This is a genomic window from Paenibacillus etheri (genome assembly GCF_001012825.1).
GTDB classification, from domain to species: Bacteria; Bacillota; Bacilli; order Paenibacillales; family Paenibacillaceae; genus Paenibacillus_AQ; species Paenibacillus_AQ etheri.
Genome location: NZ_LCZJ02000018.1, coordinates 301,122 through 321,935, shown reverse-complemented (window position 1 = coordinate 321,935; position 20,814 = coordinate 301,122). Strand labels below are relative to the sequence as shown.

General features: G+C 45.6%; 22 protein-coding genes. 1 reads left to right on the top strand and 21 read right to left on the bottom strand.

Features of this window, described 5'->3' with window-relative positions; genetic code table 11:
* Positions 1-129: 129 nt before the first annotated feature.
* From UQ64_RS06980 to UQ64_RS06910, 15 genes are all read right to left on the bottom strand, one after another.
* The gene (locus UQ64_RS06980; protein ID WP_060622740.1) at positions 130-1,431 is read right to left on the bottom strand and encodes an amidohydrolase; all 1,302 of its coding nucleotides are present in this window, start codon (positions 1,429-1,431) and stop codon (positions 130-132) included.
* Positions 1,418-2,071 (bottom strand): redox-sensing transcriptional repressor Rex, encoded by a 654-nt coding sequence (locus UQ64_RS06975; RefSeq protein WP_060622739.1) that lies wholly within the window; start codon positions 2,069-2,071, stop codon positions 1,418-1,420. The genes UQ64_RS06980 and UQ64_RS06975 overlap by 14 nt, the downstream gene beginning before the upstream one ends.
* 131 nt (positions 2,072-2,202) lie before the next feature.
* Positions 2,203-5,064, bottom strand: coding sequence for an ATP-dependent DNA helicase DinG (gene dinG, locus UQ64_RS06970; protein ID WP_060622738.1), 2,862 nt, complete (start codon positions 5,062-5,064; stop codon positions 2,203-2,205).
* A 136-nt stretch (positions 5,065-5,200) separates the two neighbouring features.
* On the bottom strand, positions 5,201-5,842 hold the full coding sequence (locus UQ64_RS06965) for a tetratricopeptide repeat protein (protein ID WP_060622737.1): 642 nt from the start codon (positions 5,840-5,842) through the stop codon (positions 5,201-5,203).
* 111 nt (positions 5,843-5,953) lie between these two features.
* Complete coding sequence (gene panD / locus UQ64_RS06960) at positions 5,954-6,337, bottom strand: aspartate 1-decarboxylase (protein ID WP_060622736.1); 384 nt, start codon at positions 6,335-6,337, stop codon at positions 5,954-5,956.
* Positions 6,330-7,220, bottom strand: a complete 891-nt coding sequence (gene panC / locus UQ64_RS06955; RefSeq protein WP_060622735.1) for a pantoate--beta-alanine ligase — start codon at positions 7,218-7,220, stop codon at positions 6,330-6,332. The genes panD and panC overlap by 8 nt, the downstream gene beginning before the upstream one ends.
* 1 nt (position 7,221) lies before the next feature.
* Positions 7,222-8,088 (bottom strand): 3-methyl-2-oxobutanoate hydroxymethyltransferase, encoded by an 867-nt coding sequence (panB, locus tag UQ64_RS06950; RefSeq protein WP_060622734.1) that lies wholly within the window; start codon positions 8,086-8,088, stop codon positions 7,222-7,224.
* A 358-nt stretch (positions 8,089-8,446) separates the two neighbouring features.
* Positions 8,447-9,247, bottom strand: a complete 801-nt coding sequence (locus tag UQ64_RS06945; protein WP_060622733.1) for a biotin--[acetyl-CoA-carboxylase] ligase — start codon at positions 9,245-9,247, stop codon at positions 8,447-8,449.
* A complete protein-coding gene (locus UQ64_RS06940; RefSeq protein WP_342447582.1) occupies positions 9,237-10,526 on the bottom strand; it encodes a CCA tRNA nucleotidyltransferase in 1,290 nt (429 codons plus the stop codon). The genes UQ64_RS06945 and UQ64_RS06940 overlap by 11 nt, the downstream gene beginning before the upstream one ends.
* 37 nt (positions 10,527-10,563) lie before the next feature.
* Positions 10,564-11,721 (bottom strand): N-acetyl-alpha-D-glucosaminyl L-malate synthase BshA, encoded by a 1,158-nt coding sequence (bshA, locus tag UQ64_RS06935; RefSeq protein WP_060622731.1) that lies wholly within the window; start codon positions 11,719-11,721, stop codon positions 10,564-10,566.
* A 20-nt stretch (positions 11,722-11,741) separates the two neighbouring features.
* A complete protein-coding gene (gene bshB1 / locus UQ64_RS06930; RefSeq protein ID WP_060622730.1) occupies positions 11,742-12,452 on the bottom strand; it encodes a bacillithiol biosynthesis deacetylase BshB1 in 711 nt (236 codons plus the stop codon).
* On the bottom strand, positions 12,449-12,871 hold the full coding sequence (locus UQ64_RS06925; RefSeq protein WP_042129517.1) for a methylglyoxal synthase: 423 nt from the start codon (positions 12,869-12,871) through the stop codon (positions 12,449-12,451). The genes bshB1 and UQ64_RS06925 overlap by 4 nt, the downstream gene beginning before the upstream one ends.
* Before the next feature lie 15 nt (positions 12,872-12,886).
* Positions 12,887-13,690, bottom strand: coding sequence for a 4-hydroxy-tetrahydrodipicolinate reductase (gene dapB / locus UQ64_RS06920; RefSeq protein WP_060622729.1), 804 nt, complete (start codon positions 13,688-13,690; stop codon positions 12,887-12,889).
* A gap of 33 nt (positions 13,691-13,723) precedes the next feature.
* Entirely contained in the window at positions 13,724-14,245 is a 522-nt protein-coding gene (locus UQ64_RS06915) for a tetratricopeptide repeat protein (RefSeq protein WP_060622728.1), read from the bottom strand.
* 59 nt (positions 14,246-14,304) lie between these two features.
* On the bottom strand, positions 14,305-14,634 hold the full coding sequence (locus tag UQ64_RS06910) for a nucleotide pyrophosphohydrolase (RefSeq protein ID WP_036676271.1): 330 nt from the start codon (positions 14,632-14,634) through the stop codon (positions 14,305-14,307).
* 167 nt (positions 14,635-14,801) lie between these two features.
* Between UQ64_RS06910 and UQ64_RS06905 the strand changes: the two genes are divergently transcribed.
* Positions 14,802-15,671, top strand: a complete 870-nt coding sequence (locus UQ64_RS06905) for a YitT family protein (RefSeq protein WP_060622727.1) — start codon at positions 14,802-14,804, stop codon at positions 15,669-15,671.
* Positions 15,672-15,728: 57 nt separating this feature from the next.
* Here the strand turns inward: UQ64_RS06905 and UQ64_RS06900 are convergent, their stop codons facing one another.
* From UQ64_RS06900 to UQ64_RS06875, 6 genes are all read right to left on the bottom strand, one after another.
* Complete coding sequence (locus tag UQ64_RS06900) at positions 15,729-16,628, bottom strand: sporulation protein YpjB (protein WP_060622726.1); 900 nt, start codon at positions 16,626-16,628, stop codon at positions 15,729-15,731.
* Positions 16,629-16,783: 155 nt separating this feature from the next.
* On the bottom strand, positions 16,784-17,425 hold the full coding sequence (locus UQ64_RS06895) for a DUF1405 domain-containing protein (protein ID WP_245237872.1): 642 nt from the start codon (positions 17,423-17,425) through the stop codon (positions 16,784-16,786).
* Positions 17,426-17,518: 93 nt separating this feature from the next.
* Entirely contained in the window at positions 17,519-18,391 is an 873-nt protein-coding gene (locus UQ64_RS06890) for a menaquinol-cytochrome c reductase cytochrome b/c subunit (protein ID WP_060622724.1), read from the bottom strand.
* 26 nt (positions 18,392-18,417) lie between these two features.
* On the bottom strand, positions 18,418-19,089 hold the full coding sequence (qcrB, locus tag UQ64_RS06885; protein ID WP_060622723.1) for a menaquinol-cytochrome c reductase cytochrome b subunit: 672 nt from the start codon (positions 19,087-19,089) through the stop codon (positions 18,418-18,420).
* Between the two features lie 6 nt (positions 19,090-19,095).
* Complete coding sequence (locus UQ64_RS06880) at positions 19,096-19,650, bottom strand: QcrA and Rieske domain-containing protein (protein ID WP_060622722.1); 555 nt, start codon at positions 19,648-19,650, stop codon at positions 19,096-19,098.
* Positions 19,651-19,889: 239 nt separating this feature from the next.
* Positions 19,890-20,309 carry a DUF2487 family protein gene (locus tag UQ64_RS06875; RefSeq protein ID WP_060622721.1) on the bottom strand — a complete coding sequence of 140 codons (420 nt, stop codon included), beginning with the start codon at positions 20,307-20,309 and terminating at the stop codon, positions 19,890-19,892.
* Positions 20,310-20,814 lie beyond the last annotated feature (505 nt).

The window sequence follows — 20,814 nt, the reverse complement described above, 5'->3', positions numbered from 1 at the left end:
ATAACACACCCGTGTGTTTATCCAAAGTTTCATATCCAATTCAATGATCTAATTATCTGAAACACAAAAGGCCGTAACTTTGCAAACGCAGAAAGTCACAGCCTTTCAGTTATTCGTTATGATCTTAGACTAGCGCTTGAGCAGCCCATCAAAGGATTCTTGCGCCTTACGACGGATAGCTTCCTCATCTAGCGTTACACATTGTCCATGTTTTACAACCTGTTTACCATTTACCCATACATGCTCAACATCCTTGGCACTGGCAGAGTATACAGCATGGGACAACAGGTCTGTGTGTGGGAGTAAATGCGGCTGGTCTATATCAATGGCGATAAAGTCAGCTTTCATGCCTACAGCGAGTCTACCCACATCATTTAAAAAGATAGACTTTGCGCCATACTCCGTAGCTATACGCAGCGCTTCCGGAGCAGGAACAGCCGTCGGATCACCACTTACACCTTTATGGATGAGGGCTGTAAGACGCATTTCTTCAAACATATCCAGGTTATTATTACTTGCCGCACCATCTGTACCCAGTGACACCTTTACTCCAGCCTTTAGAAGATCCGTAACCCGAGCCACTCCACTAGCCAGTTTCAGATTGCTTCCTGGGTTATGAGACACACCTACATCATGGCGGGCCAGTATCTCGATCTCTTCATCAGTCAAATGAACGCCATGTGCAACAATAGACGGCCGTGTGAACATTCCAAGCTTCTCTAAATGTGCTACAGGCCGCATTCCGTAATCGACCACATTCTGCTCCACTTCACGTTTTGTCTCGGACATATGGGTATGCATCGGTAAATCCAAATCATGTGCCGCCTGTACAAACTTAACGAAGAAGTCCGGTGGGCAGGTATATGGAGCGTGTGGTGAGATCATCGTCGTAATTCTGCCGTCAGCCTTACCATGCCAATTGCGTGCAAAAGAAATCGCTTCCGCAAGCTTGTGATTCTGTACTTCCTCTGGACATAGACCTATTACGCCTCTCATCAGTACGGAACGGATGCCTGATAATTCGACTACCTCGGCTACTCGGTCCATATGATCATACATATCCAAGAAGGTTGTAGTCCCACCTTTCAGCATTTCCAGTACCGACAAGGAGGTTCCCCAATATACATCCTCTCCGGTAAACTTCTCTTCCATCGGCCACATCTTCTCTTGAAGCCACACCTGAAGTGCTAAATCATCTCCATAACCACGAAGCAATGACATTGCGGCATGACCATGTGTGTTTACCAGACCTGGCATAAACAGCAAACGACTGCCATCAACAACCAACACACCATCTTCCGCTAAAGGCTCTTCTTTTCCTATGTAAGTGATCAAATCATCTTCAATAGTCATATATCCACTCAGAACCGGTTCATCCGTTCCCGGAATAAGAAAACGCCCGCCCTTAATAATCGTTTTACTGCTCTTCATTTCCGCTTTCTTCCTTTCCGTCTTTCAAATAATAAGCAAGGCTTTGCAAATCCGTTGTAAAATCGGCAGCATGAACCCGGATATTCGATGGTGTTTTTAGAATCATCGGTGCAAAATTCAAAATCGCCTCAATGCCAGATTCAATGAGAATATCTGCAACATTCTGCGCTTCTGAATCAGGCACTGTTATAATCCCAATACGAATACCTTGTTCACGAACCGTCTGACCTAGCTCTTCCATCGGTTGCACGGTAAGAGAGTTGATTTTCCGCCCTACCTTAGGTGCATAGGAATCAAATATAGCGGTAATCTTCATAGTATCTTTCAGGTAAGCATTGTAATTTGATAATGCATGTCCAAGGTTACCGGCACCTACTAAAGCTACATTCAGTTGTTGATCCAGCTTCAGAATATGACGGATTTTCTCAATAAGATAGGTTACATCATACCCAATGCCTTTTCTGCCAAAGTCTCCAAAATACGCTAAATCTTTACGGATTTGAGCGGGATTCAAATCTAGTTTTTGTCCTAGTTCTTGCGAGGAAACGGTTAATATTTCACGTTTCTGGAGATCATTCAAGAAACGCAAGTACACTGGAAGTCTGCGAACGACGGCCTCTGATATTTTATCCGATTTCATAATTTACCTCCTAGTTTAAGTAAGATTCTGTTCAAATCCTATCGAAATTCCTGTACCTCGTCTCAATGAAGAGCGGTATTCATATACCGCCCTTCATTGTAGAGTGATTAATAAGACTGGAGACGTCCTTTTCAAGAAACGCCTCCATCTTCCAACCATTCCGCTATACGAGGAACCATTTGATCCGTAAGCATATGCTCCATTTTGGGGCCAGGCAACGAATAAAGGAAATACTTCCCATAATGAGATTCAATAACCCTTGTATCATATACAATAACAATACCCCGATCCTGCGCTGTCCGTACCAGTCTTCCAAATCCTTGCTTGAAGCGTATAACCGCCTGAGGAACAGATAACTTCATGAACGGATTCTTCTTCTGGGCTTGCAATAGCTCAGACTTCGCTTCCGCAAGGGGATGATTCGGCGGTTGAAATGGGAGCCTCACGATGGCCAAGCATGTTAATGCTTCACCCGGAATATCTACACCCTCCCAGAAGCTGCTTGTTCCTAACAGAACAGAGGCTGCACTGTCCTGAAAACGGCGGATCAGCTTACTGCGGCTGCCACCTTCTACGCCTTGACCTAGTACTGTGATCTCTTGTGAGGCCAGAGCCTCCTTCAGAGGATCATAAACCTGGCGCAGCATCTTGTAAGAAGTAAACAGGACAAGCATCCGCCCACGTGTTGTAATAGCTGCTTCTGCTAGCGACTGCACGAGAGTATCCACAAAACGTGCATCTCCCACGCTGCCCTTCACACTAGGGAAATCCCGCGGAATAACCAACAGTGCCTGCTCCCTATACTTAAAAGGTGAAGGAAGGAGTGATGTCATCAATCTTCCTTCTTCGGCAGCCTCATTTAATCCAAGATTATCAATCATAAACTGGAATGATTTATCAACAGAGAGTGTCGCCGAGGTTAGCACGATACTTTTCTTCTTGTCGAAAAACAGCTCCTTAAGCTGAGTACTGACATCAACAGGGACGGCATACAGCTGCAGAGATTTACTGCGATAATTTCCATTCGCCTCCAGCCAATATACTACATTCTCGTCGTTTAATCCCATAAAAAAACGTACTTGCTCACGTATAGAAGCTAAATCCTTAAATAAGCCGCTAATATCGGTAACTAGACTATCTGAGGATGATTGACCTTCTTGATCACGCATCTCATTAAGCATTTTATCACCCTTACGGATAATTTCGCTTAATGTCAGATTCATAGTATTATCTAAAGCAACCAATTCATCCCAATCTTTCGGTTTACGGGCAGGAAGTAACCGCATGACTAATTGTCCAGCTTCTCCCGCCGCTGCATCACTGCGTTCCGGCAAGAGACTGAATAGTTTATCACTAAGCAGATCCCAGGTTTCTTTTACGGTAAGCAGATCCGGATAGATTCTATCGATCACTCCGCTCCATTCAGAAGCTTCCTCACTGCCTGATGACTGTAGCATTTGGCGAAGCGTAGGGAGTTGACCGTTTCGGCTATCCTTGTATAATCGTGACAGCGTGTGCGCCACCGTGAAATGCTTCATATGCATACCTAGATGCTTGCCAGCTACGTCTTCCAGATGATGGGCCTCATCAATTACAAGATGCTCATAGGCTGGAAGTAGCTGATGACCAGCCTTAACATCCGCGAAAAGCTTAGAGTGGTTCGTAATGACCACGTCAGCAATACCAGCTTCATGTTTTGCCCGGTGGTAATAACACTTACGGAACCAAGGGCAGGAACGACCCAGACAAGAATCGGTATCACTTGCCACCGTCTCCCAGAAATCTCCGCCACGCCCGCTTAAATTGAGCTCTTCGTCATCTCCTGACTCACTTTGTGTCAGCCAAACGATCATCTGAGCCGCAGTAAGCGCATCTTCCCTCGGACTTATAAAGTCTTTTTTATTAATTTTATGTTCAAACTTACGAAGACACAAATAATGCCCTCTGCCCTTAAAAATTGCAGCTTTAAATGGAAAAGGAACTACCTGCGTTAACAAAGGAATATCACGCTCACGTAATTGATCCTGCAGGTTAATAGTATGAGTGCTGACCATAACTTTTTCATTAGTGCGTACGCTTTGGTATATGGCAGGCAATAAATATCCAAGGGACTTACCGGTTCCTGTGCCTGCTTCGATCAATAGATGCTTGTCTTCGGCAAGTGCCGTCATCACTTCATTGATCATAATATCCTGAGCTTCTCGGCTTTCATACTGTGGCAAAGTGTCTTTAAGCCGTTTCGTTACTTCATCCATATAATCTGTAAAAGATAAATTCTGTAGCGGATTCTCAGCATGCTCGTCTCGAGGTGGAGCTAATTCGTTCCAGTCTCCTACAGCAAGCGCTAATTGACGATAGAAAGTCAGATCACCTTCGGGCTGAAGCGTCTCCGCTTCCCGTTCACGCAGCAGACCATCAAAATACCAACCAAGATCACTATCTTCTTCCGTAAACAGCTCACAGAGTCTCTGGATCGTCAGCAGAGGCAAATCGTAGAGCTCCTCCAGACATTTCAACAATACAAGAGCAGTTGCGAGTGCATCACTGTCTGCCTGATGCGGACGATCGTGCGTCACTCCAAAATGCGCACTAACTGATCCTAGCTGATAGGATGTGAGGGAAGGAAAGCAGATTTTCAGAAAATCAATCGTATCTAAAATCCGTCCTTGAAATGGTAAATACCCACATCGGTCTAAAGCATTTTGTAAAAAATGGAAGTCGAATGCGACATTATGCCCTACAAGCACAACATCATCCAAGAGTGGGACAAGCTCCATCATCATCTCATCCAGCTCAGGTGCATCCTTTACATCATCGTCAGTAATCCCCGTCAGACCAGTTATAAAAGGAGGAATCGGCGTTCCGGGCTTGACGTAGGAACCATATACCCGGGAGATGGACCGGTCTTCTTCTATAATTGCAAGGCCAACCTGGATAATTTCACCCACGGATTGGGTTCCCGTTGTTTCAAAATCAAGCACGGCAAATTTCATTATAATTCTATTCCCTTTCAATTGAGACTCTTAATCAGCATAACAGAAGTTGCGAAAAAAGGCGATGCACACCACTGGTTCAGGGGATGCATCGCTTGAATGAAAATGCAGAATAATAAACCGTAAACGTAATAATTTACAATAATGAAACAAGCTGATTTCCGAAATGAAGCTTACCTCCACGGCGGCGGCAAACCTCCAAATTAACGGTTGGTTCAGGAAGTGCCGGGTCAAGCTGTAAAGAAAGGCCAAACAGCTCCTGCGCTTCATTGAAACGTTCTTGAGAGGCCCGGATACAGCCTAAAGCGTTATAAACCATTGCCTTCAACTTGGTTTCACGTATCAAGCCGAGCATATGGTTCAGATGACTCCAAGCAGCTTCTCCATCCCCTTCCTGCAGGTAAGAGATTGCTAAATATAACCGAGCAGCCAAGCTATCCGGATATTGCACAATAACTTCCTTAAACTGCTCAATACATTTCCCATACATCAGCAGCTTATAATACCCCTGACCTCTAACAAAAGTATCCATGCACAGCTCGGGTGCTTCCTGCTCCGGCACTTCCTCTTCGACCACAGTCGTAAAATCTACACTTTCACGAAAGTGACTTAACTTCTCTGCAAAGGCCAGCCATTCATCCATTACTTTATCACTAAGACGATGCAGCATATTATAATTACATAAAAGCTCATTCCGGCGGGCACCCTCCGCTGTAGGGTAATCTGTTACGATCTCCTGAAGCACCTTGTTCATTTCAGCAAACAAATGTTGAAACATGGGCTATCCCCCCTTACTGAAGATGAAATCAGTTCAGTTTGCCTGACTTCATTTTCTGCGAGAACGGGGTCTTTCATCCCTGCCATTCATTACATGGCGTAAGTCCAGTATTTAAGCGATTGTAGCATGCAATTCATGATCAGCCAGCTTCACGGGACTGTTGTTCTCATCCACGAATACCACCGTTGGCTTATGCGACTCCAGTTCTTCCGAAGACAACATCGCATACGAAATAATAATTACTGTATCTCCCGGTTGAACAAGACGTGCGGCTGCACCATTCAGGCAGATCACTCCACTGCCGCGAGGCCCAGGAATAACATAGGTTTCTAACCGTGAACCATTATTGTTATCCACGATCTGTACTTTTTCATTCTCAAGAATATCTGCCGCTTCCATTAAGTTCTCATCAATGGTAATGCTCCCCACATAATTCAAATTCGCTTCTGTCACCGTCGCGCGGTGAATTTTGGATTTCATCATATGTCTAAACAACTGCGGCAACCTCCTTTGGAATAAATACATTATTGTCAATTAAGCGTGTTCTGCCAAACTTCACGGCAAGCGCTATAATAATTTCCCCATCTACATCCGTTAATAAAACTTCGTTCTCTAAGCCTTCCAGATTAGGGAATGTCAGTATTTCCGCATAATCTATGACCGCCAACGGAGAGCTCGAAATAACCGATGTCAACAATTCCCGCACTTCAGCAACGGTTCTTGCTTTTCCTTCTTCAATGGACTGACGTGCTTCACGTAAGGAACGAGATAATACCAGTGCCTGACTACGTTCCTCCGGAGACAAGAATACGTTACGTGAGCTAAGTGCAAGTCCATCTCCTTCACGAACGATAGGGCAAGGCACAATTTCAACATTCATATTCAAATCGGACACCATTCGGCGGAGCACAGCTACTTGCTGAGCATCCTTTAGCCCGAAGAAAGCATAATGTGGCTGCACGATATTGAATAGTTTGTTAACGACTGTGGTTACGCCATTAAAATGCCCTGGGCGCGAAGCCCCACAAAGTCGAGTGGTAAGCTCTGATACCGAGACAGTAGTCCGGGTAGGCTGCGGATACATTTCTTCCACGCTGGGGATAAATACAATATCGACGCCTTCGCGTTCCGCCAGCTCCAAATCACGCTCTTCATCGCGCGGATAGGAATCATAATCCTCATTCGGTCCGAACTGCAGCGGGTTCACAAATATGCTCATAACGACCGTGTTGCTCATTTCTCCTGCCCGCCGAAGCAGACTGGCATGTCCTTCATGCAGGTATCCCATGGTTGGAACAAACCCAATCGGGGCATGCCCACCTTGCCTCATATATTCCAAAGCTTCGCGCAGCTGCTCAATGCTTCTGACGACTCTCATCTTATTCCCCATCCTTTCCGGCGCCGCCGTATAAAGATTCCAGAACGGTTTCATCTGCCTTAAAAACATGGCCTTCATCCGGGAACGAGCGGTCTTTCACTTCTTGCACATATTGGCTGATGCCCTCACGAATTACATTACCCACATCCGCATAGGTTTTGACAAAACGTTTCTCACGGTATGGTGAGGCATAACGCAGCAAATCATGGAAAACCAATACCTGTCCGTCACAATAACGACCTGCACCAATCCCAATGGTCGGAATGCTCAGCGCCTCAGAAATCGCTTGTGCTACTTCTTCTGTCACCAGCTCGAGTACCACTGCAAAAGCACCAGCTGCTTCAAGGGCCTTAGCCTCATCCATCAGACGTTTTGCATCTTTGACATCCTTACCTTGAATACGGTAGCCACCAATCATATTTACCGATTGTGGTGTAAGTCCAATATGCCCAAGCACAGGAACTCCCGCAGCTACAACTGCAGCGACTGTCTCACAAATCTCGAGACCGCCTTCCATTTTGACGGCTTGAGCCCGCCCTTCCTGCATCAATCTGCGCACACCTCGCAGGGTTTCATCTATACTTCCGTGATAGGTCATAAATGGCATATCTGCCACAATGAACGTATTCTGTGCGCCCCGAGTTACTGAACGAGTGTGGTAGACCATATCGTCAATTGTAACGGGTAAAGTTGTATCATATCCAAGTACCACATTTCCCAGGGAGTCACCCACCAGAATAAGTTCGATACCGGCTTCTTCAGCAAGTAGAGCCGATGGGTAATCATAAGCGGTCAACATACTCAACCGTTCACCATCTGCTTTCATTTTTTTCATTTTTACAATATTAAGTGCTTGTTTGTTTGCCATTTCTCTCTTCGTCCTCCTTTTTGAAATTACATCCCCGTAAAAATCGCAACAAAAAAACCCTTTAGCAACGATTTGCTAAAAAGGTCCGAAGGGCAAAAAAGAGTCACTCGCGATCGTCCCTTCTGTCTCGGTCCTTACGGCTCAGAGCAGAATCCAACGTAACCGTCTAACGCAGTTATGAAGGTAATTCCAATAACAAAAACATTATAAATTCATTAGATCCAGAGTACAGTTCGTAAAACGATACCGCCTCCGACCCATAGTATAACAAAAAGGACACGGAATTACACGAAAAAAATATGACAAGGGATGATACCCCTGCCATATTAAAAAGACTTTTAGAAGATAAACAAAAGACTTATAAAAGCTCGATTTCACCTGAGCATACGCTAGAAATCTCTCCTGAGCTGTTTTTAAGGAGTAGTCCGCCTAAGTCATCCAGACCTACTACAACACCTTCAGAGCGTCCCTGAGGGCTATTCAGAGCGATTTGGCGATCCACAGTAACTGACATCGACTCCCACAGCTCTTTGATAGGCTTAAAACCTTGTTTCATATATAGATTGTAATGCATCTCCAGCTCATCGAACACTGCTCTAACCAGCTCCGAACGGTCAATAGGGACACCGCCCCGCTGAATCCGCAGAGAAGTCGCTACTTCTTTCAGATGATCAGGATAATCGTCTTCAGTCAAGTTCGCAGAAATCCCAATCCCTGCGATGCAATAATGAAGCTTTCCTTCTCTTAGTGATGACTCGAGCAAAATTCCACATATTTTTCGACCGCCCGCAAGCAAATCATTTGGCCATTTAATGCCGGCGTCTACTCCGGTTACACGGCGAATTGCCTTACAGACAGCAACCCCAGCAAGGAGTGTTAACTGAGGAGTCTGTAACAAGGGTAATTTCGGCCGCAATACTATACTCATCCAAATCCCTTTGCCACGAGGAGAAAACCATTTTCTACCCATCCGTCCCCTAGCACCGGTTTGTTCTTCAGCGATTACGGTTGTTCCTTCTGGCGCACCGCTTTCTGCCAATCGTTTGGCTTCCTCCTGAGTAGATACGACAGACTCCAGGAGCTGAACTCTGTCTAGCCAATTCGAATCGGAAGCTTCCTGCTTCAATCCGGTTAGCGACAGTGCCTTATCATAGCTCATGTCCATCCATCCTTTTTGCTTCAAGCAGCAATACTTGTTTATTGTTAAGAAGATCTCCTGAAGCAGTCGCCTGCAGAAGGGCACTCAGCATATCGCCAAGCCAAGGACCTGGACGTTTCCCAAGCGCCTCCGCCAGCTCATTGCCTGTAACAGCAAGCTCCGACAGGCTCTTCAGCGGCATCTGTGCGATCCACGCCGCTGGGGTTGTGACAGCGGCCGAAACTTCCGAGTCCGCTGGCGGGTGCGCAGCGGAAAGGGCAGCTGCCGGCAGGATCGCCAGCAGCGAGAGCCACCCTTCGGCGGCTTCCACGCCGAAGGCCAACACTGCGGCGATCCATTGCCGCCGCAGTGCTTCCGTGCCGCCCGGTTCCCCCTGCGGCACTGCCTCCAGGGCAGCGGTCCAAGCTTCGCGGACCCGCAGCACCTGGACGACGCAGATGCGCGTCGTCCCAGAGAACGTCCATGCCCGCAGCAGTTCATCGGCCTCCTTGGCCGATTGCTTCAGGGCATGGAGGAGAAGCGCCCACCGCAAGTGGGCGCTCTCCAGTTCCCCTATCCCGGCCGTTAAGGCGGCAGCAGTCGCCAGATCGGTTCCGGTCCAGGGGAACGGGGCTTTGCCGCGAGCGAGCAGCTCGCAGCGCGCTAGCATAGCAAGGCCGCGCCGAGGATGCGGCCCCTCTACGATGCGGTCCAGCTCCGCGCGGACACGCTCCACAGCAATATGCGCCAGCTTATCTCGCTGGCGCAGTAGCCCCCTCCACGTATTCTTGGCGATGGAGAAATCTAACACCGATGCGAAACGAACGCAGCGAAGCATGCGAAGCGCATCCTCATCGAACCGTTCCTCTGCATCACCCACACAGCGGATCACACGGAGAGCCAGATCCTTCTCGCCTCCGAAGGGATCAATCAAATCTCCACCCAGCCCGCAGCATATCGCATTAATCGTAAAATCACGACGACGAAGATCTTCCTTCACATCGCTAACAAATTCAACATGGTCCGGACGGCGATGATCGACATAACCACTTTCAGTTCGGTATGTCGTCACCTCAAACCCTTGCCCATCCTGAAGCACGGTGACCGTCCCATGTGCTAGCCCTGTCGGAATACTGCGTGCGAAGATAGCTATCACTTCCTCCGGCACTGCTGAAGTTGTAATATCCATATCATGCACTGGCCTACCCAATAGCTCATCGCGAATGCAGCCTCCGACCCAAAAAGCCTCATGGCCGTTTTGAGTTAGCTCAGAAATTACATTTTCCGCCGCAAGAGCCATAGCAGATGGCGCCATTTTCCATTTCATTACGAACTCCTTACCCCCTGACTGTATCCAGTCTAGGTACCTTGCGCCCGAGCACTCGGTAATATATATCCTCATACTGACTTGTAATCGAATCCTTACAGAAATCTTTGCAGGCCGTTTCCAGACAAGCTTGACTGAACTGCTGCACCATGCGATCATCCGACAGCAGTTTGATTGCATATTTCGCCATAGTTTCTGTATCACCAATCGGAGCAATAAATCCTGTCTTGCCATGCTCAATTAACTCCGGAATGCCTCCGGTTTGAGAACCTATAGTCGGTACGCCACAGGCCATCGCTTCCAGCGCAACCAGACCAAAGCTTTCCTTTTCTGACGGTAACAGTAGCAGATCAGCCAACGAAATGACCTGAGCGATCTCATCCTGTCTTCCTAAGAAGCGGACTTTATCTTCCAGTCCCATTTCACTGATCTTAGCTTGAATCTTGGGAAGATCTGGCCCTTCGCCGACAAGCAACAGTCGTGAAGGTATTTCAAGATTCACTTTAGCAAAGATATCCACAACATCACTGACTCTTTTAACTGGGCGGAAGTTACTGATGTGCATCAGGATCTTCTCCTGAGGAGAAGCAAAATCATCCCGCAGATTCGATACATCCCGCGGGTAATAGACACGATGATCAACGAAGTTATACGTGAGGTCGATCTCCCGCGTGATATCCAGCACTTCTCGTGTCTCTCTAATGAGATCCTTCGATACAGCTGTTACAGCGTCGCTTTCATTAATTCCAAGACGGATTAGATCTTTTAGAGATTCATCCTGTCCAAGTACCGTAATATCAGTACCATGCAAGGTCGTTACAACTTTTATATCATTACCAAGCATCTGCTTAGCAAGGAAAGCACAAACAGCGTGCGGAACGGCATAATGAACATGGAACAGATCCAAATTCTGCATTTTGGCAACCTGAGCCATCTTCGTAGCAAGTGCTAAATCATAAGGAGGATATTTAAATACGTAATAATCGTTAACCTCAACCTCATGGTAAAATATATTTTTCTGAAATTTTCCTAACCGAAACGGAATACTGTGTGTAATAAAATGAACTTCGTGTCCCTTCTCGGCCAAGAGCTTTCCTAATTCAGTCGCTACTACGCCTGAGCCGCCAAGAGACGGATAACAAGTGATGCCTATTTTCAAACGATCCATATTCCGTCCCCTTCTATACTTTATAAAGTTTGATCCCCCGGAGTAAACAGATCTACTGCATAAGGAACTTTTGTTGCAAACCCTTCCGCATAGGGAATGAGTCTCCGCTGTCCAAGCAACATGTCTCTGGAGCGGACACGCTCGATGTAGCCTTCCGTTAACGGTGTGGATACAGCATCGGCACCCTGCGGCTTTGTGAACTGGGAGCGATAGCAGGACAACGCCTGCTCCTTCACCCCATATTGTTTAGTAACATCTACAATTAGATCCGTACGGCCTAGATCATTTATAAAATAAAAAAACAGCTGTGGAGCCGAAATTGCCGGCTTGTCCGACATATATTTACGTAGTTTAGCATTAAAAACAGCCTCTTCTACCAGCTTACTGCACGCAATATGATCCGGATGACGATCTTCCCAATAAGGAGCAAAAACAATCGCAGGAGCAAACCGGCGAATTTCTGCTGTCACAGCGGCCACATGATCTTCCGTAATAAAAAGCCCTCTATCAGATAGACCTAAATTCGTCCGCACCGATACGCCAAGCAGATTAGCAGCTTGCTGCGCCTCTTCCTTGCGTAGCTCTACAGTACCGTTCGAGGACATTTCTGCAGCCGTTAAATCGCATAAACCCACTTTAAGTCCTGCAGCGGTATGCTTTGCAATCGTACCTGCCATTCCGATTTCTGCATCGTCAGCATGAGCTCCAAATACAAGGATGTCCAGCTTCATTCATCAACACCTGGTTTGTATTTATGGACTAGTTCACGCCAGGCAAAGTCACCACGATCAATCGCCTTCACAAGCACCTCAGCTGTTGCGATATTCGTTGCTACAGGGATACCATATACGTCACATAGACGAAGTAAAGCTGTAATATCTGGTTCATGTGGCTGTGCCATTAATGGGTCGCGCAAGAAGATAATAAGATCCAATTCATCCTGTGCTACCATTGCCCCAATTTGCTGATCTCCACCTAATGGTCCTGACATATAGCGATGAATCTTCAAGCTAGTCACATCCATGATCCGTTGGCCAGTAGTCCCCGTAGAAAACAGTTCATGACCTACAAATACATGCTCATAGGCTAATACAAAGTTTACGATTTCATCTTTTTTACGATCATGTGCAATAAATGCGATCTTTAACATGGTGTTCTCCCCTGTCTATTCTATAAAGTGCTCAAATCCATAGATCAAGCCAGTGTATCCCATTACCTTTTGAATACCCATCTTAACGCCTGGCATATATCCTGCTCGCTCATAAGAATCATGCCGGATTTTCAAGGATTGTCCGAACCCACCAAAAATCACTTCTTCTTGGGCAAACACACCAGGAAGACGGACACTATGTATCCGGAATCCGTTATAGTAACCCCCACGCGCACCCTCAATCGTTTCTTCTTCTTTAGGGTTTCCTTGACGAAGCTCTTCCCGTACTTCTGAAATCATCTCTGCTGTTTTGATTGCAGTTCCGGATGGAGCATCCAGTTTCTGGTCCCCGTGATACTCGATAATCTCCAGATGCGGAAAGTACTTTGAAGCTTGAGCCGCAAATTTCATCAACAGTATAGCCCCTATGGAGAAGTTCGGAGCAATAAGTCCACCTATCCCCTGGTCTTTACACTGCTTGTCCAGTTCCAAAATTTGCTCCGGTGTGAATCCGGTTGTACCGATAACCGGACGCACTCCATATTTAATGGCTAGCGCTGTATTCGTATACGCTGATTGCGGTGTAGTGAAATCGACCACAACATCTCCGTTGCTTCCCGCGAGGGCAGCCTCAAGATCTGAAGTTACAATAATTCCTGAGTCTTCCATACCTACTAGACGACCTGCGTCTATATCCATCGTTGAACGATCTACCGCAGCAGCTAGCTCCAACTCTTCGTCCTGCAGCACAAGTTTAACAACCTCTTTACCCATTCTCCCGCCTGCGCCGGATACGATAACTCTGATCTTGTTGCTCATATCTTTTCATCCTCGCTTTCACTAGTTATATAGTTACTGCATATACGATTGTATGGATTTCTGAAGGTCTACCATCAATTCTCGCAAGCCAGAATCATCCGGATGTAAAGAAATCACTTCTTTCAAGGCAGCCATAGCCTGCATATGTTCATTCACCCGACTATGTGCGATGGCAAGCCATACATAAGCATCCCCGTATAACGGATCCAGGGTGATGGCCTCTTTAAGTATCGTAATCGGATGATACGGGTTACGAGTTTTGTTATCTTCATCTTCTATCAACCGCTTGGCTTCCTGTACATGCATCATAGCTTGAAGATGCTGTAGATGTAGACTATACTCAGGTTTGCTGCCATCTAACTTCATAGCCGCCTGAGCATGAACTAAAGCTTTATCTAGCATACCACTGCGGGCATACGTTATGGAACAACGATATCTGACTTCAGCATCAGCCGGACTTGCTGCAATCGCGGCTTCAAAGCAAACAATTGCTTCTGCAAAGTCACTACGCAATATAGAGCGGTAGGCTTCTCTTACATAATCCCTTTGATCCATATACTCACCATCCTCACGGCTAAATCCCGTTCGTTTGGTACAGCATATGTTATAGAGGCCTAATCGGTGTCTTTTGGTGTCCAACGCCCAGCGTCTCGGGTATTAAACTTATGCATGACCTTATTATGTGCTTCAGTCAGATCAATCCCAAGAGAATTTGCAAAACAAACGGTAATAAACAAAATATCTCCGAGTTCAAGCTCTATAGAATTCTCTGCTTCATCGGATTTCTTCGGCTTCTCACCGAATTCATGATTGACTTCCCGCGCCAACTCTCCGACTTCCTCGGACATGCGGGCTAACATAGACAGCGGACTGAAGTATCCTTCTTTGAATTGCGATATATAAGCGTCTACTTCACGCTGAATGTCACCAAGACTTTTATCCATAAAATGTATCTTTGCCCCCTCTGTATATCTTGCCTTCTGTTTGCCCCTATGTTATCGTAAAGACGTTTTGAAGACAAATCTTTTTTGAATATTTTAACACCTGCAAGAAAAGGTATACTTATTATAGGAAAAGAAAAACTGCCTAACAAGGCCTAACGAGGGATTCCATGAATTCAAACAAGGTAATTTCAATCAGCAAAACAGTTGCCCCCATCATGCTCGGAACCGCAGTATATGCATTCGGACTACTGTATTTCATCATTCCCAGTCAACTAATGGAAGGCGGCGTTACGGGAATCACGCTGCTGCTTAATTATGCCTTTGACATTCCAATCTTTTTAACAACACTGCTAATCAATCTCCCATTGTTTCTGCTGGGGTGGAAAGTCCTAGGCGGCCGCCAAATTGTATACACAGGTGTAGGAATTGGATCCTTGTCCCTTTTCTTGTGGATCTTCGAAAGATTGATCTCTGCTGGATGGATTATTCCTTTCAGTACCGAACATGACTTTATTCTTGCTGCGCTATACGCAGGGGTAACACTTGGAACGGGGCTTGGGATTGTATTCCGTTTTGGTGGCACTACAGGTGGCGTAGACATTGTGGCAAGAATTCTGGGACGGAATTTCGGCTGGAGCATGGGGCAGATTATTCTGGCCATCGACATTTTCATTATCGGCTCTTCTATCTTCTATATTCCCAAAGAAAAAATTCTATACACACTCGTTGCAGTGTTCATCGCCTCGCGTGTCATCGATTTTATCCAGGAAGGCGCTTATGCCGCCAAAGCTTTTACAATCATTAGTGATGAGGCACCCCAAATTGCTGATCTAATAACCGCTGAACTAGAACGAGGGGTAACACTCATTCCTGCAATCGGTGCTTATTCTAAGCAAGCAAAACATATGGTGTACTGTGTAGTCTCAAGGCAGGAGATTCGCCGTCTTAGTTTATTAGTCAAATCGGTTGATCCGCGTGCGTTCGTAATTATTAGCGATGTGCACGACGTACAAGGCGAGGGATTCAGAGAAACATAACAAAAAGGAGCGGGGACTCTTCCCCGCTCCTTTTTGTTATTCATTAAACCAATTTCGCTAAATTGGCTTGAATTTCTGATTTTCTCCACGATACTTACGGTAGCCCGCATAAGCTAATACTGCAATAATAAAGCTTGCGGCTAGCCCTCCCCAAATCCCAAATTCTTGTGATGCCAGGGGTAATGACAAAGCTGGCTCATCCTTCTCTTTTCCGAACATTACCCGCACCGTATCCTGACCGTAAGACACAATTTCAAGTAACCGGGTCCGTTCGATCTTTTGTGAGGAAGAAGGAATGCCTGCTGCATAAGAGAGCCACGAATCAAAAGCATTTACTACTTCAGGTTGCCGGGAGACGATCACCGCTGGCCGGATATTTTCGTACCTGCTCTGTAGCCTCTCAACAGCCTTTTTCCATCCTGCCAGATCATTTGTAGCACCACTCTGCTCCATCGCATTTAAATCCTCGCGGATTAGCTTATAATACTGAAGCCAAATGGGCTGTCCGGGTTGATTCAGACTGTTGGCTGCTAACCGTAATTTGGCGGCTGTAGCCTCCAATTGCTGCTGCGATACTTTTGCGCTTGCCACAGCAGCCTTCAGGTCCATAATGACCCCTGATAACGCATTAATGCCCTCTACAGAGGTCATTCCTTCAAAAGAAGAGGACACTAAGATCCTAGAGATCTGTTCGGTCTCTTGTCGGACCTTCATCACATCCCCTTCCAAGACATACCCATACAATGCCTCAGCGGCTTGTTCTAGCTGCTGTGCTCCAGTCTTTCCGCTCATCACTGCCAAACCGTTGCCCGAACTAACGTCGGCGCTTTGCTTCGAAACCTTGCCAGAACCTTCACCAGCATTCCCTTGCGCTGCTGAAGCTTTTTCAACACTCATGCTGGTCAGTAACCAGCAGAATACTAGAATAACCAACACATAATATCTCCCTCGGAGCATAAGACATCCCCCTCCTACCTAAGAAGAAACGACGTTGTCATCTTTTAAAGACGATATTCGTTTCTCGTAAAATTATAAGGATAAAGTATAGTATAAAACTTATACTTCTTATAATTCTAAATGTATGGCAGGGGGACAAGGGTTAGAACTGCTTACTAGAACCTGTTCTTAAACTGATAGATAGAGTCTACTGGTCTTTGTCTACTACTAAACAACCAAGCAGCAATTACACTAAACACCGTAAGCCCCATCGTGAAGTATTGCACCTGGGTGATATCATCATTTAGTACAGAAGGTAACCATGGGTATATTCCATAGGAATAGTCCAGCATATCGTTAGCAAGGGTCCAGAACAGCGCTAGCGGAATCATTTTGCGGAAAGAAAAGAATCGTGCATAGATCAAAGCTTCTATCGCCATCCCCAAATGAGAGATCACCAGCATCCAGTCTTTCCAGACTAGAATATCTCCTTGATAACCTCCAGCAAAAATCATACTTACTGCCCAAATCCCATACTTCACAGACGTCACTACCGCTAACGCCTCAATAAGTTCCCTTACGTTGTTTCCCGTATAGCTTTTAGGAGGAAATAGCATTAGCAACAACGCCAAGGTAAAGAACAAGCTCGCGGTTGGACTATCTGGTACAAACGGGAGCAACCAAAGCGGAAAGTTAGCCGCCGTGAACTCCAATTGATTGCCATACCATATGTAGCCATAAAGGGTACCGAGAAGATTCACAATAAATAACAACCAAATGATTCCTCGGTGCTTAAACAGTTTATCAAGAACTGACATACAGATCATTAACCTCCCAAGTAGTGGAAACTTTACATTTAGACATACAAAAACCTGACCGCAGTTTCGATCAGGTTTTGCGTTATTATTATTTTACTGTTCGCTTTTTTGTTTGGCAAGCCAGTCTGCCAAGGCATCAATGTCTTGATCCGAAAGCCCCGCTCCCAGAGCAGTATCATACATCTTCGGCATCTGCCCTTGACCCTCTTTTATAATAGTAAGGATTGCTTCTTTATCATGGGTGTCCCCAACGCCGCGAAGTGAAGGTCCACCTGCCCCTTTCAAATCCGCCGCATGACAAGAGATGCAAGTAGCTTGCTTAAAGAGCCCCATAGCTGGATCATCCTTATCTATAATCGCTACTTCCTTTGCCTTAACTGCACTCGAGGTTGGAAGCCCCTTCGCCCTATTCTCTGCCGCCTTCTCTTCCCGTTGAACATCTTCAGGAATTTGACCAGTTTCAGCCATTTCATGTTTGTATTCCGTCCAAGCGGTATTTGTTAGGTACACAATCGCCGCTAGTGATAAGAACATCAAAGATGAAGCGATCGGTCTACGGTAGAAGCGACGTTCTCTGCCCGTGTCAAGAAAAGGAGCTAGCAGAAGTGCACCAAAAGCTACACCTGTCACTCCTAATGTTCCCAGAACGATATAATCACCAGAAGCATAAGGAAGCTTCAAATACTGATAGAGAAACAAGAAATACCAGTCAGGAATTGGGATAACCGTTGCACTCGCATTCGCTGGAAACCCTAGCGGCGCAGGCTCTGAAATAGTAAGCACTAATATTCCTACAAGCACAACGACACCAACCATCCATTCTTTCAGTAGAAAGTTAGGGATAAAGGCTTCCGATTTACCAGGATAGGCTGAATAGTCTGGAGGTGTGATAAATCCATTGCCTTTACGAACTCTGGTATCACCGACATATACAACCTTTTCCTTAGAATTATTTCCATGTGCCATCCGTATTCCTCCTCTCTCAGATTAACTTACAACGGTCCAGAAATCCCTTGTCTGCGGATCATAATAAAGTGTCCTACGAGCAGACTAAGAAGCACCGCTGGGAGAAAGAATACATGTAGTGCGAAAAACCGAGTCAACGTTTCTGCACCTACAATCGTACCACCTTGCATAAGCTCTTTCAGTACAGGTCCCATCACTGGAACAGAGTTGGCAATTTCGAGGGTTACCTTTGTCGCAAAGTAAGCTTTATTGTCCCAAGGCAATAAGTAACCTGTTAAACCGAGCCCCAACATTACGAAGAAGATGAGCATTCCAACTACCCAGTTCATCTCACGCGGAGCTTTGTAAGAGCCTGTAAAGAAGACACGCATCGTATGAAGGAACATCATAACAATGACTAGACTGGCACCCCAGTGATGCATTCCGCGAACAATTTGTCCAAAGGCAACACTAGATTGTAAATATTCAACACTTGCATAAGCATTGATAATATCTGGAACATAATACATCGTTAAGAACATACCCGATAGAATCTGAATCACTGTAATAAAAAAGGTCAGCCCGCCAAAACAATACACAAACGCAGAGAAGTGATGGGCCGGGTTAACATGCTCAGGAACCTCGTGATCGGCCACGTCTCTCCAAATTGGCGTAACATCCAAACGTTCGTCAATCCAGTTATAGATATTTTTAAACATTAGAACCTACGCCTCCTCACTAGCAACTGTATTAGGCACAATATCACCCAAAAGAACCCACCCGTTATCAAATTTCGTTTTATACTGATCAAGCGGTTTTGGAGCTACTTCGAGATTTTTGCCGAGTTTGGTATAACGTGCACCGTGGCAAGGGCAGTGATACTCGTCCGGATGCGCCTTATTATTGTTCCATCCGACCGTGCATCCTAAATGTTTACAAATGGGTGAAAGCGCATAAATATCACCCTTTGCGTCTTTACGGATCCACGCAGTCAGCGTCGCTGTGCTGTCGTACCATCCGTCTTTCTGTTTCAATTCAAACGTAAACTCTTGGGGCTCTTCGGTGATTTTACTTATTTCAGCAACCTTTATAAAATCCCCTGCGCCCTTCTTATGTAATATTGGGTCCACGACAAAACGGACCATTGGGAGAATTGTACCTGCCCCCATAAAAGCAGTAGCGCCACCTAGCGTGTAGGTCAAAAATTGCCTGCGCGACATCTCTTTACGGCTGGGTGGTTGTTCAGGCCAAATATCCTGTTGATCATTATGGCTGCTCATACTGTTATATAACCCCCTTCTCAAGATATAAGAAAGTATCTAAGGTGTCCGATCAGAGATGCCTTACTATAAATAATCCGTTTTCAAATCTTTTCAATGAAATACATCACATACCATTTCGATTCAACCTAATAATAGCTTAGGCACCAAAACCCGTCAAGAATATTGTCTAATTTGTGACAGGCCAAAAAGTGATTTTTCATTAGAATTGTTGATTTTCTGTCACATTTAAAAGAGACTCACCGTCGCCACATCTCTTGAATTTTCATACCAATATTACTATTAATCTTACCTTCCAGAGAGCCCTCAATGATAGGCAGAGAGAGTACTAAATCGCTTTCAATAATTTCTTGTTCCTGAAGTGCTATATCTGCTGTCAACACCACGGCATACTGGAAACCACTGGATTTGACTTTTCGGCAAACCTCATTAATTAAACCGACATATCCTTCCCCTCCATACTGAATCGCTGGGTAAGTTACAATACGTCCCTTAAACGGTATTTCCACCAAATCCATGAAATCACGTAACCTTTCTAATGCTTGAACCGTCTCAGGAGGACTCTCGGACCCACTTAATCCTGTAAAAGGTATGAGACATGTATCATAGAACTTTCGATTTTCTTTCCATTTCTCAACTTCAAAATCACTGAATTTCATTTATGTCCATCTCCCTATATACGATCCTTCGTCGCTTACACTTTTCACAAATTTGCCCGAAGTTATAAACCCCATTATATTGAAAGAGGGGGATAAACGTCTAGATTTAGATTTTCGCTTGTCTTCCTTCACACGCAAATATACAGAGAGCTTCATGTACCCACCTGTCTAATTCCATATTTATACAGGTAGGATTCCTACTTTGAGAGCTTCATTGCTCCATTAGAAAATTCACAGCATATAAACAAGAAAAACGCCTGACGGCGTCCTTGGAGGTAGAGTTACAAGTTGAGTACATCCGTAATTCCGTAATTCCGTACTCGTATTCATATACACCTTCGTAGTGAGGTTCCGCTTACGGACCGTATTGCTATTGCACTTACTCCCTAATAACAAGCCCCTTCCCGGGTGATTCAGGGCGGATAACGGCGCTGGCTCGTTTACGTTACCATCGGCACATTGTGTTCGATTTTTCGCATACATTTGGCTCGTTTACGTTACCATC